Annotated in this window: 8 protein-coding genes; 2 read left to right on the top strand and 6 right to left on the bottom strand. The window is 43.6% G+C overall.

Going from position 1 to position 13,675, the window contains the following annotated elements; all coding sequences use genetic code 11:
* Positions 1 to 2: 2 nt before the first annotated feature.
* The gene (locus tag RLN88_RS04080; protein WP_350220108.1) at positions 3 to 461 is read right to left on the bottom strand and encodes a hypothetical protein; all 459 of its coding nucleotides are present in this window, start codon (positions 459 to 461) and stop codon (positions 3 to 5) included.
* Positions 462 to 535: 74 nt separating this feature from the next.
* On the opposite strand from RLN88_RS04080, the gene RLN88_RS04075 reads away from it, so the two are divergent.
* On the top strand, positions 536 to 943 hold the full coding sequence (locus tag RLN88_RS04075; RefSeq protein WP_350220107.1) for a hypothetical protein: 408 nt from the start codon (positions 536 to 538) through the stop codon (positions 941 to 943).
* On the opposite strand, the gene ppk1 is transcribed toward RLN88_RS04075, so the two are convergent.
* On the bottom strand, positions 888 to 3,017 hold the full coding sequence (ppk1, locus tag RLN88_RS04070; protein ID WP_350220106.1) for a polyphosphate kinase 1: 2,130 nt from the start codon (positions 3,015 to 3,017) through the stop codon (positions 888 to 890). The two genes, RLN88_RS04075 and ppk1, sit on opposite strands and share 56 nt — an antisense overlap.
* Positions 3,018 to 3,090: 73 nt before the next feature.
* Entirely contained in the window at positions 3,091 to 4,029 is a 939-nt protein-coding gene (gene mdh / locus RLN88_RS04065; RefSeq protein WP_350220105.1) for a malate dehydrogenase, read from the bottom strand.
* A 257-nt stretch (positions 4,030 to 4,286) separates the two neighbouring features.
* On the opposite strand from mdh, the gene RLN88_RS04060 reads away from it, so the two are divergent.
* Entirely contained in the window at positions 4,287 to 6,131 is a 1,845-nt protein-coding gene (locus RLN88_RS04060; RefSeq protein ID WP_350220104.1) for a PLP-dependent transferase, read from the top strand.
* Here RLN88_RS04060 and RLN88_RS04055 read toward each other — a convergent pair whose 3' ends face one another.
* The 3 genes from RLN88_RS04055 to RLN88_RS04045 all read right to left on the bottom strand — a co-directional run bounded on the left by RLN88_RS04055 (position 6,132) and on the right by RLN88_RS04045 (position 13,263).
* Positions 6,132 to 10,601 carry a T9SS type A sorting domain-containing protein gene (locus tag RLN88_RS04055; protein ID WP_350220103.1) on the bottom strand — a complete coding sequence of 1,490 codons (4,470 nt, stop codon included), beginning with the start codon at positions 10,599 to 10,601 and terminating at the stop codon, positions 6,132 to 6,134.
* An 87-nt stretch (positions 10,602 to 10,688) separates the two neighbouring features.
* Positions 10,689 to 11,750: an endonuclease/exonuclease/phosphatase family protein gene (locus tag RLN88_RS04050; RefSeq protein ID WP_350220102.1), complete on the bottom strand. Its 1,062-nt coding sequence runs from the start codon at positions 11,748 to 11,750 to the stop codon at positions 10,689 to 10,691.
* A 31-nt stretch (positions 11,751 to 11,781) separates the two neighbouring features.
* On the bottom strand, positions 11,782 to 13,263 hold the full coding sequence (locus RLN88_RS04045; protein ID WP_350220101.1) for a dihydrolipoyl dehydrogenase family protein: 1,482 nt from the start codon (positions 13,261 to 13,263) through the stop codon (positions 11,782 to 11,784).
* Positions 13,264 to 13,675 lie beyond the last annotated feature (412 nt).

The raw sequence follows: 13,675 nt of genomic DNA, 5'->3' as shown, positions 1-13,675 counted from the left end.
TTTTATTCAATTTTTTTGATGATCTGGGTGATCCCGTTAAAGGAAAACGGTTCACCTTCTTTCTTCCCTTTCATTGACTTAGCAATGGGAGCCTCTCCAGATATTGCAAAAACCTGCTTCCCGTCTATTGATACCTGACCTATTGCGGAACTAATAAAAAAGATGGATTTATCAGTGAATACCAGGCATCCGTGATTTACTTCACAAAACCGCTTGTCTAGATCAATGGACTCCAGTGTTGCTAGTTGAGAAATGAACAAATCCAAGTGCTGGCCCAGTCTATTTCCTTCCTGCATCATCATCTCACGCCCTGTCTCATATTTATCTCCCATGCTACTTTTTGTCTCAGCAATAGCCGATTCCTTGACCGCCTCCAACTCCTTTTTCAAATCATCAATCTTTTGTAGGAGGTGATCTTTGCAGCCCTTATGAACTTCTGCTTTTGAAATAGATGATGCCATAGAGGCAAACATAAAGGCTAATTGGTATTATGATCCTTAGTACATTACCATTTACGATTAGTTTATTATAAGAAATGATATTCGACACCTCATATTCAGATAAAGAAATTACTCGCCAAATTGATAAAATGGTGGGTAAATCCTTTTCATGGAAACAGCGGTGGAAAATGGGCGGAATAGGGTCACGTAGGATGACAATACACGGCATCAGCGATGAATACAAAAAATACATGAATGCCGATCATTATGTCTCCACAGCCAATATTGAGCTACGACCCAAAGGTATCATTCTTCACTTTCGGCACAAGCTACAAGCATATTCATGGATCATGCCCTACACTTCATTATCAATTCAATATAAAGGGTCACTTAGGCTGGAGAGCGCTGGGAAGTTTATCCAATTTGATGAGCCGAGAAATCAGAAATTTATCCGGCAAATGCTTGAACTGGCTCGCTCTGGCCAAACAACTTTGCCTTCATAATAATCTCCCGCTTCACTTTGTAAAACTCCTGATGAATGTCGAACGGTGGATGACCATTTGGCTCCAGGTGAACATACGAGCCATCTTCCTTCATCTCATAGGTGTTTACATTGTCCCTCAGATTATATGCCAGAATATTGATGGCCTGCTGCTTTAGGAGAGGATCGCTGATGATGAAAAGTGACTCCAACCTCCGATCGAATGAGCGCACCATCATGTCTGCACTTCCGCAGTATACCTTGGGGTTTCCTTCATTGTGGAAGTAGAAGATTCGCGAATGCTCCAGGTACTCCCCCACGATTGATCTGACTGTGATATTCTCGCTTAAGTTTTGCCTACCGGGGCGCAGACAGCAGATCCCCCGAACAATCAGCTTGATAGGAACACCAGCCTTTGAAGCTTCATAAAGCGCATAGATTGCATCTTTATCCTGCAGCGAATTTAGCTTGATCACAATACCGCACGGCTTGCCCTGGATGGCACTTTCCCTTTCCCTATCAATCAATTCAATCAGTTCTCTTCTCATCTGCGTTGGGGCGGTGATGAGATTGTCGTAATCTTCCGGCATGGAATGACCTGTGATTACATTGAAGAACTCCTGCACGTCATTGGCGTAAGACTCATCCGAAGTGAGCAGGCTCATATCTGTATATAGCTTTGCCGTAGCTTCATTATAGTTTCCGCTGCTCATGTGAACGAAGCGGTTCACCCTCTCCTTTTCCTTCCGAACGATGAGAAGTAACTTGGTATGGGTCTTAAGCGAACCTACCCCATAGATCACAAAACAGCCTGCTTTTTGAAGCTTTTGAGCCTGCTTCATATTGTTCTCCTCATCGAACCGGGCTTTCACTTCAAACAATACGGAAACGTGCTTTCCATTTTCGGCTGCCTTGAGGAGTGCCTCCACAATCCGACTGTTCTTTGCCAACCGATAGATGGTGAGTTTGATAGATAGCACAAACGGATCTTCTGCTGCTTGATCCAATAAATCCAAGACAGGCTCGATGGTATTGTAGGGGTGATGAAGGAGTATATCCCGATCCTTCAAAATTTTGAACATATCCTGATGCTCCACATCGGACATACTTACCGGCGGTACCGGCTTTTGTCTGACGGGTTTAAATGAATCGAATTCTTCATGATTTACAATCTGCCAAAGACAGGTGAAGTCAATGAGCGACCCCTCAGGAGTAACTTTCACATTTTCACTCCCAATCTCATAGCGCTTTTTTAGTTGTTTAATAAGCCACGGATCGGCTCCCTCTTCCACCTCCATCCGCACCACACGACCAGTCTTGCGGGTTTTGAGTTTCTTTTTCATCTCCTCAAGGAAGTTTGCCTCAATGTCTTCCGACTCTTCCAGGGTAAAATCCCCGTTTCTGGTCACCCGGAAAAGGGAGCTGGAAATGATCTCTACATTCTTAAAAACGCGATCAAAATGCTGCTGAACGATCCTTTCCGTGGGAACAAAAATCACCTTCTCCTTTTCGACAACCTCAAAAAAGCGAGGCAGGTTTTGAGGCAGCTGAATAAAGGACATCTTTTTCCTTTCCCTGGATTTCATCGCCTTGGTGACCACCCCGAAAATGAGGATGTTGTTCATTAAAATCGGGAAGGAATGGTACGGATCAAAAACCATCGGGGTGAGCATCGGGAAGATGGTTTTCTCAAAGTATCGACTGGCAGATTTTTGTTGCTTTTCAGTCAGCTCATCATATCCCTTAATTTCAAAATTGTGCCTTCTGAATTGGGGCTTTAGATCTAGAAAAAGCTGGTTTTGCTGCTTTCCGAATTCCTTTAGTCCGGCAAGTAGTTCATTCTTGAAAGGAATGGCCTTAAGCCCTGAATAATCGACCCGGTCGTTTCCATAGTCCAGATAGTTATACAAACTACCCACCCTGATCATGTTAAATTCGTCCGCATTACTCGCTGTAATTGCCAAAAACTTGAGCTTCTCAAATAGGTTGCGCTTCTCCTTCCTTGCCTGATCCAGCACACGATGATTGAACTGTAGCCAGCTGAGGTCGCGGCTGATCAAATCACTTTTACTGATGAGCTCTTGGGTGCTTAGCATTGAAATTGGGTCTTTAACGAAATAAGCCTGTCCGGCGGTTGCAGAACAGGCTTACTAATCTGCTAAATATTTTTTAAATAATGTTCATCTCTGAAAGAACACCGTTGGTCTTTCTCACACCATCGGCACTTTCTTCCAATTTAGCCTTCTCTGAGTCATCCAACTCAATCTCCACGATCTGCTCCACTCCTTTTCTTCCTATAATAGCTGGAACGCCTATGGAAATATCGCTCAATCCATACTCACCATCCAGCATGCATGAGCATGGAAACATTTTCTTCGTGTCGCAAGCGATTGCCTGCACCATGGCTGATACAGCTGCTCCTGGTGCATACCATGCGGAAGTACCCAGAAGTTTGGTGAGTGTTGCACCACCAACTTTGGTTTCTTCCAGCACATAGTTCAATTTATCCTCGCTCAAAAACTTAGAAACAGGAACACTATTTCTTGTCGCCAATCGAGTCAATGGGATCATACCCGTATCACTGTGCCCACCGATTACCATACCATCTACATCTGATGCGGGGCAATCCAAAGCCTCTGAAAGCCTGTATTTGAATCGAGCTGAATCCAGCGCTCCTCCCATCCCAATGATCCTGTGCTTGGGTAAGCCCAGTGCCTTGTGAGCAAGATAGGTCATCGTATCCATCGGGTTAGACACCACGATGATGATTACTTCCGGAGAATATTTGATCAGATTTTCAGCAACAGACTTCACGATACCGGCATTAGTAGAAATCAACTCTTCACGAGTCATACCAGGTTTTCGTGGGATACCTGAAGTAATCACCGCTACATGACTACCAGCAGTTTTAGCATAGTCGTTGGTAGTACCAGTGATCTTGGTATCAAACCCATTGAGCGACGCAGTTTGCATCAGATCCATAGCCTTACCTTCGGCAAAGCCCTCTTTGATATCAATGAGTACAACTTCTGCTGCGAAATCTTTGATTGCGATGTATTCGGCACAACTTGCACCTACGGCTCCAGCGCCCACTACAGTTACCTTCATGATCTATTTTGTTTAAGGATTGGGATTAAATTTTTCACGGCAAAAGTAGTGATTAGCGTGGAGAAAAAGTGGGTTCAAACGATTGAATTGGGATTTAGATTTTATTCCATCACTGCCACCCGAACTATTTAGGAGCATCTTGAATTAGCAATCAAACAGATTGTAAAAATGTCAGAAGGATTTTATACAAATAGCACTTCATCTCTTTGCGATATAGTTTTGCGGAAGAAAATAAACGGCCTGCCAAATTGGAGATTATGAAAGAAAATAAGGTGCTTGATTACATTGGGAATGTCCTGCAAAATATACCGTCTGATTGGTTGAATCTGACCACCCACCGTTTGGATATCTACCAGGAAAGTCTGGCTAAAACAGAATTTCTGGAGGAGTTTGAAAAGCTGTTCAATGCCAATAACTCCGAAACATCAGCACTCAGTGAATTACCAACTGCCTTCGACTACATCCGGCTGGGCCATCCCCTATCATCCGTGCTGGAGTGGGCCATCGCCCATTTGAATGACCTGAGTCCCGATAGCGTTATCAGTTTTTCGTCCAGAACAATGCCAGTCCTGGCTATTTTAAGAAAGAATCTATTTGAAAGAAAAAGTACCCTTGTTGCCTACTCTGGTAAACTCCCAGGGGGATTCGACGCGGATGAAATAAAGCGAGTGTACGGATACTCGTTTGAAATGCTTGAGGTAGAAAATGTGGATCGAATTCATGAATTCAATGGCAGTACTGTTTATATCACCGAGCAGAAAGAGTTGAGTTCCATCGAGCTACCAACAACTGTTGATTTTCTGATTCAAACCCATGTGGATCTTGGGAGTATCTTGTTGGTAAATGGTGAGCAGAATAAAAGATATATCTCTGAAATCCAGCATGTGAGGAGAAGGGAAACCATTGCCATGACACCTGCCAACTGCTTTTCTGCATTGAAACTTCTTCTTGGAAAATCTATAGATGAAGGTGCTAAAAACGGTGCTGAAGCCAATAGAGCACTTGTTCAAAAGTCTATTAATAGAATTACCGGTGCTGATTTGAATGCGCTAGTCGGCTCCAGCGGACTATCCATTCAGTACGCCATCACGATGGGGCTTATTGATGATGCGATGGAGAATCACAAAGGAAAGAAGATCAAAATTGTAGTTCCTCCAAACTGCTACGGGGGAACCAACGATCAGGCCCGGCGAGTAGCCACATGCATAGACGAAGTTGAAATAGTGGATTTGCTAGTTGACAGGGATAACAATATGGTTCAAAGCATTGACGCGGTACTCGAAGAAGCAGCACTAGAAGATGCTATTCCCTTGCTTATTGTTGAGATTCCAACCAACCCCAGGGTGGAGGTTCCAGACTTGCAACAGTTGAAAGCAGCACTCAGCAAAATTCGCAAAACCAGAAGTGGAGCTACCGCCATTGACCCTGTATTCATACTGGACCAAACCTTTTGCCCCAATGTGCAATTCCTCGCCGAGGGTGGAATGTTGTCAGAAATCCGGTCTATTTCATATGTCAGTGGTTCGAAATTTCCGAGCGGAGGAAAATGCACCGCAGGCTACTGTGTGGCCAATCAGAAAGCTGTGGCTGTGATGGGAAAGATCAAGAAACATTTGAAGCTTTGCGATAATGAAGCTACTGATCTTCAGCTTGAAATTTTGGCAGAGCAATTGCCATCTATGAATCAGCGCATCCGCGATGCATATAAAAACACGCGAGAGTTTGTCAACTTCATCAAAGAAACCTTACCCACAGCAAAAATCAATTTTGTCTCAGAGGAATTAGCCGAAGAAGGATTTACCCCATCTGTTTTCTCCCTAGATCTTCCAACTAAGGGGAATTCCGAAGAGGAAAAAGAGTCTTATAAGCGAGAGCTAAACAATAGGCTGATCACCATGATGATCAGCGAAATCCCCAACGACAGTAAATACTGCGTGAGCTATGGACAGCTGAAAGGATGCTACTGGACGATCCCCGCTACATCAACACAAGGCACAACCAAGGAGAGCGATAAGGATTACATCGCTCGGGTGGCTCTATCTCCCACCATGGATATGGAGAAGCATAAAGAGGTGTTTCGTGAATTCGTTGAGAGTATTTAACTACTCCCTTATCACTTCCCCTTCAAACACACTTCCATCAATCATTTCCATTCTAAGTAGGTAATGTCCACTTTGGAGGTCACTTAGGTTGACGTTTGAGTTAGTAATGGAATCGAGATGTTTATGGAGCTTTCCATTCAGATCATAAAAATAAATGCCCCTAATTGTTGCAGCCGAAATGCCATGGATTTGAATGAAACCCGAAGATGGGTTTGGATATACCAGTACCTTTACATTGGAAAGGTCAGGTATAATCTGAATAGTAGGTGAGTATTCAAAGTACCCATCAAAGTCGATCATTTTCAGTCGATAGTAGTAGGCCCTCTCCCCTGCATTCATATCCAAATAAGTATAATCATGTCTCACATTAGTATTACCATGGGAAGACACACTGCCAATAGCTTTAAATGTTTTCCCGTCTTCGCTTCTTTCCACCAGAAAATAATCCGAGTTGATCTCCGACAAAGTAGCCCAGGACAACCGCACATCCCTGCCCTCTATTCGTCCCGTAAAGTCTATAAGTTCTACCGGAAGAGGATTGGCATCAACATCAGTTGAATAAATAGAAAAGTCACTAAAATCGGTAGTTTGGGCAGTGATAAGAAATGGATCTGATCCAGTAGCCGGAGACAACATTGACATCAGCACCCAATCACTCCCATCAAAGCGAGTCATTCCCAGAAAAGCCGGATCGGATGCATTGTCACCTCCAGGGATTTGCAAAGTAACATCTGTAGTCCCGGGAGTGCCAGATGCATTTATGGTCCAGTAGCGAAAATTCAATACACTTTCAACAAATCCAGCAGGTGCAGTGCTTGCGTCGGTTATTAGATCTGTAATATTAGGATTGCTAACACCACCACCACTAGGTGCTGCTGCCTCTATATGTGAGACATTAAATGTGGCTGCATTGGTGGGTGTGAGTGCCACCGGACGATAGGAGTCTGCATCACCTACCGGAAAATCAAACGTGCTAGCTGCTCCAATGGCAGCTTGTGCAATTCCTTCTATATGATTGGCATCATCAAATGAGCCAGCAACTGCACTGTTCAAAATCAAAACCGGGTCGTCACTCTTCTCTCCGTCATCCAGGTCGATATCCAGGATACCATTTGTGAGTGTCAGGAGATTATTGATTTCCAGATCAGCCAATACATTCAAACGGCCTCCATCAAGGGTCACATCATCAATGGTAGTACCCGCCTCAGGATCAATTGAGATATCCTTTCCTACCGTCAATGTCTCAGCATAATCATCTTGAAGAATGGTGATTATTCCGCCCGCATTTAGCAGGTCATGTGCTTCCTGAATACGATCTCCTGCCGTTTGAGCACTAAGGGTCCCAACAGTCAATGCATCAAAATCAGCCTGAAAGCCTGGTGTAATAAGGTCTGTATCAGTTCCAGAGTTAATCCAAGGAGTAAAGTCATTCCCTGTCCCCACCAAAGATTGAATAATAGCTTCATCGGTTGTATTAAAATGGTTTCCGGAAAGATCAATGCCGGAGGTTTGGGCAATGAAGCCATTGCCATTTTGATCCAGATTGCTCCCCGAAACTGTGAGACTTCCTCCTGCAGAAATGTGCAAGCCTGATGTATAATAGTTTCCTGGAATATCCTCCGCTCCAGCCAGTGTTGCTGCATTGATTATTGTACTATTTGAAACTGTGATTTCTGCATTGTTTCTGGCTATAATGCTAAATCCAGGATTGCCGCCTGTTGCTGTAGGATCAAAACCATTTCTCGTAAAAGAGGATTGCTGAATAATCGCTCGTGTATTCTGTCCCCTCGCAAAAAAGCCCCTGTTTTCATTATCAGTAAACTGACAATTTAAGATTGTAATATCTTGAAGATACTCTGTATAATTTGTCCCTGAAAAGTCTCCGCAAATAATCCCTGAATAATCAGAGGTAGTATTCTCAACTCCTTCAAAATTTGAATTAGTTATTGTGGCGGTAATCAAATGGCTATTGGTGCTTGCCCCATCTGTAAAAAAATAAATACCAGCTTCAGGGAAGTTGAATATGCCCCCCGGTGGCTCAGCGAAGTTTGAAGCAGAAAAACCATCTACTGTGATGGAACTTGAAGCTCTAGTAATTCCATTGGAGCTAAATACAGTAATACCGCGAATAGAATTTACTGTAGTATCATTGGTGATGCTCAGAACGTTGGTACTCAGGCAATCAAATATGAATATCCCAAGTGCACTTCCAGAATAATCATTGTCATTGAGATTTACGTCTGCATCCACATTAAGTCCTGCAAGCGTAACTGCCGAAGTAAGGTTTGATGAGGCCGTCGTAAAGTCTGATGTAGTGATCAGATTGCTTGTAATATTGTAAGTTCCGCTTGATCCGGCCACAAATGCAATCCCCACAGAATCCGCATTGATCACATTATTTTGTACGGTCAGATAACTATCGGACGTAGAATAAATGCCAGCATCAACATTCGCTATACCAATCTGAAAGCCATCGATTGTTACACTATCAGCATCAATTTCCAGTGCATCTGACTGAGCCAGTGGTTCAATTATAGACTCTGCTCCACGCGTACCATTTCCATCAATTCCCGCATTGGCCCCCTCCAGGGATACTGGGTTGGTTATCAAAATATTCTCACTATAAGTACCTGCTGCCACCATCACTCTTCCATCTTCAACCGCAATATCCAATCCGGATTGAATGAGCTGTTTTGGATCGGACTGCCTGCCAAAGCCAGTGTCATCAGGTGCTGATGCATCTACATAGACAATTCCGTTTTCGGCTCCTAAGGAAGCCAGCCCTTTTCTGAAATCGGCCACATCATCGTCTGTATCTTCAGCCAATGGCACACGGAATATGGCTTCATCGGCTATGCTACTTGCCAGCCCTCCTGTTACCGAACCATCTGCAGCACCATCACCCGCGCCATCCCCTTCTTCATCATCACCAATCTCCACATCATCCACCAACACGCCGTATGGATCTGTAAGGGTGATATAGACGTCATCATTGATTTGCTCCGTACTTATCGGGTTTCCGAGTATCAGGTAATCTCCCGCTACCGTATTGTTAAAACTCCCTGCTCCTACATAATTTATCTCTGTAAAAGCACCGGAACTGGTGAGATCGCCACTAAAATCGGTACCATCGATTACCGCAATATTCCATTTGATGAGATTGAGTCCTGATGTCCCGATATAAAGCTCGATCCACTCGTCATTACTTCCGGCTGTGCCCCCTGATGCAGGATCTGTGAATCCACTGGCACTCCAGTCTTGCTGAGGATCGGTTACCACTTCATTGATTAAGACAATTCCCTGAGGAGAATTATTCGCACCAAGTGTGGCCCTGGTTTGCACAAAATCATTTGCTTCTACATCCGTATCTTGTCCATTGGGGATTCGGCACACGGATTCGTCATTGATGTCATTCGCATCTCCGGTAAACATCGTGCCACTACCGGAAGCTATCTCCACCTGATCTACCACGTTGGAATAAGCATCTCTCAGAACAACGGTAACCGATTGATTCATGGCTCCACTTGTCATTTCACCTAAAACCAGATAGTCACCAGCATCAGTATCTGTAAAAGTCCCCCCTGTTTGAGAAAAATAGTTTACTATCTGGAATGCACCACCCGCTGTAAGCAAACCAGACTCGTCAGTTCCATCATTAAGTTCAATTATCCACTTGGTGAGATTAAGTCCAGAGCTACCAATGTATAGTTCTACCCAGTCATCGTCACCATTTATTGTTCCTCCTCCATCACTTCCATCAAATCCATTGGTGCTCCAGTCCTGCTGCGGATCGGTCACCACTTCATTAACCAGTACCACCCCGGTTGGAGAATTATTTGCCCCCATTGTTGATTGGGTTAAGACAAAGTCATCTATTTCAATATCTGTATCCTGTCCGTTTGGAATCCTGCATACGGACTCATCTGTAATGCCTGTGGAAGCCCCGGTAAAAAAGGTACCTGAACCAGCCGCAATTATGACCTGATCTACAATAGCAGAAGTATTGTCCCGCAAGATGACTGTAATGGTTGCATCCATCGAGCCTGAGGTAGGCTGACCAATCACGAGGTAGTCTCCGGCATCCGTATCGGTGAATAATCCCCCAGTCCCAGATATGTAATTGGAGATTGTAAAGGCACCACCAGCTGCAAGTGTTCCTGATGTGTTAGTTCCATCATTCAATTCAATGGTCCAGCCGGTCAGATCTACTCCATTGGCTGTCACGTAGAGTTCGATCCATTCGTCATTGGAATCAATAATTCCTAACCCGTCCGATCCATCAAAAGCATTGGTACTCCAATCCACTTGTGGATCGGTAACTACTTCATTGATCAAAACCTGCGCATGACTGGTAAATGAAAAAATGAGGGTAAACAAAAATGCGTTGAATGATTTTTTTGGTGAAATGGCCAACAATCCAATTTTGAAAGAGGCCACTACACCCTGGTGAGGGGATGTGAATGAAAACATAGCTGAGGTGATTTATATTGTGTAAAATACTCAAAATCAACTATATCTCTAAATTTCAATATTAAGTTTTCTTAAAAAGAGATAAACTCATCTATTAATAGTGCTATCTAAATGCTTATCTAATTTCGCTTGCGCCTCATCTAGATCCTCACCATTGGCCAGTTCTCTGGAGGCTTTTGCATGGATGGAAGGATTTAGTGAAACCTCAATCGCTATCGGAAAATGATCTGAACCGAAGCTGTTCTTTCGTTTCAAACTGGCAATCCTAAAATGATGTGATAGGAAAATATGATCAAGAGGCCATCTGAGAAGTGGTTTTTCAGCATGGAAAGTATTGTAAAAGCCACGCCCCATCCTGGGATCCAGCAGTCCACTGATTCGCATAAACAGGCGAGTGGTATGTGACCATGCTACATCATTCATATCGCCAGCCACGATCACGGGAAGCTCAGACTCCCTCGCCATCCTGCCAACAACTACCAATTCGGCATCTCGCGGGGTAGACTCTAAATTTTCCCCTGGTGCGGGTGGCTTTGGATGCAACCCATAAAATTGAACCCAATCCCCGGATGGATACTGAATTTTTGTATGAACAGATGGGACATTTTCTTCTATCAAAAAACGGATTTCCGATTCCTTAATGGGAAGCCTTGAATAAAAGGTCATTCCATAGGTATTGTCCAATGGGTGAAGAATCTGAAAAGGGAAATGCTCCGTGAAAGCATCCTTGAGAGCAATTGTCCATTTCTCATCGGCCTCTACGAGCAGCAAAATATCTGGCTGCTCTTGCTTTACCAATTTTACCAGTCCATCATAATCTGCATTTGACATTAGCACATTCGCCGAAAGGATTTTGATAGTTTCAACAGATGGCTCGCTACTCGGAATGGCCAGGCGTTTGAGGGGCGTATATGGAAGTATCACCCCAATTCTGTAAATCACAAAGCCCACTACCAAAATGAAGATAGAGGTCTCAAAAACACCGGAGGGAAGAAACTTCAGCCAGGCCAGCAGGCAGATAAGGCCTAGGATGGTGAAATGAACATATGGAAAATCAAATGCCCTAATCCACCACTCCTCCCTTTTTGAGAGGGTGGCAACTGAAGATAAGATGAAAGCAGTACTTAGAACGATTAAAACTATATGCACAAATGTGAAGATAGTTTAAGAAGCCTGACTATCACTTCACCAAATCCTGATATATTTCACCATTCCAAACCTGACACCTGATAGAGTTTCTGAGTACTCGTGGCTTTAATAGTGGTTTGCCCATCAAAATCCTTCCACACTCCTGAATGCCTTCAATAATGGATGGGTGAGGATGGATAAGCTCAGCAAGCTCCTTAATACTTCTATCCTGGGAAATCAATAGCGCCACTGCCTGGATAGCACTGGAAGCATGCTCTCCTATTACGCGCATTCCCAAAATATTCATGTCTTCATCATCGGTCACCAGCACTTTGATGAACCCCTGGGTATTCCTCATGGCAGTAGCCCTGGTGATGGTCTCATAATTTAAGCTTACTATCCGATAATCAAGCCCGGCTGCTTTTGCCTGGATTTCATTCATACCTACGCCAGCGATCTCCGGGTCAAGAAACATGATTGTGGAAATATTTTTATAAATCAACGGTTGCTGTGGTTTACCGAATATTCGCTCAACCGCATACCTACCTTCCAGCTCTCCCACATTCACCAGTGAGATGTCTGCAGTAATATCCCCAACCGCATAAATATTGGACACTGAAGTTTGCGTGAGATCATCCTTAATTCCCCTCTCATCCAATTCCACACCTATACTGTCATCAAATAAATTATCATACTGAGGAATCCTACCGATAGAAATCAATGCTTTTTCTACACGGAAACTTTCCTTTGCCCCATCATCATATTCCAATTCATACCTCACCTCATCATCCTCCACCTTCATATTGATAAGCTTTGAATTTCGGTGTATCAACACACCTTTTTCCTCCAGATTCTTTTCAATGATTTTTACCACATCCTCATCTTCGAATGGAAGAATACGGTCGCCTTTATCAATCAGGTGTACTTTGGTATTCCCAAAATTTGAATAGATGGTGGCAAACTCACATCCAATAACCCCGGCACCCACAATCACAATGGACTTGGGGAAATGATCCAGATTTCCAAGCCCGTCGCTGGTAAATACAATCTCTTCATCGATAGGTAAATGGGGCAATTTTCGAGGCACACTTCCCGTGGCAAGCACTATATAATCGGCCTGAATTGTTTGCGTAGATCCATTACTCTGAATCTCAATATCATTTTTCCCGACAACCTTCGCAGTACCTTTAATAAATTGGAACAGCTCTTCTCCAAGACCCAGATTGATATTTTCAAGATGGTGATAGAGTAGGTCTACCCGCTGCTCAACAGCTTTTTCTACTTCAGCTTTTACTTTTTGAAATACGAATCCGGAGGAATCAAGGTTAAGTCTCCTCCCAAGCGTATTTACTAGCCTGGCCTCCCTGGAAATCTCCCACCAGGTTTTGCTCCAAAGCGCTCCCTGGTGGATGCCAGCCCCTCCAAGTTTATTTTTCTCAATTAAGGCTACTTTTTTTCCGAAATCTAAGGCACGCATTGCAGCGGCATATCCAGCAGGGCCTGCGCCGATCACGCAAACGTCAAATTTATCCATGTAGTTAGGCGATTTTGTTCACCCTAAAGATAGGGATTTGAATGATTTAATAAATCAGAAGAAATACGGAAGTGTATAAAAGCAAAAAGGGCGAAGAATCAAATTGATCTTCACCCTTTTAATACTGCAACTGCCGTAGCAACTGCAATACTTCAAACTACTGTTCGGACTCCCTTCGGATGCGCCTTCGAGGGTTGCCCCTGCGACCGCTTTTCCTCGGCAACCTTTCAAACTTCGTTGACCCAAGCCAAACTTAAAATCAACTTCCCTTTGTCAGGTTGAAAACCTTCGGTTTCAGTTTCCTATCCCTTGTTTGATGATACTAAAGTAGACTATAATTTTACATCTCCAAAGAATGTAACTATCTAATTTTCAACAAGTTTTACCGCAGTTTTCCACCTATTTATCCACA

This window comes from Ekhidna sp. (assembly GCF_040223195.1).
In the GTDB taxonomy this organism is placed as follows: Bacteria; Bacteroidota; Bacteroidia; order Cytophagales; family Cyclobacteriaceae; genus Ekhidna.
Note: the sequence above shows the minus strand (reverse complement) of the source record. Positions and strands in the feature narration are given on the sequence as shown.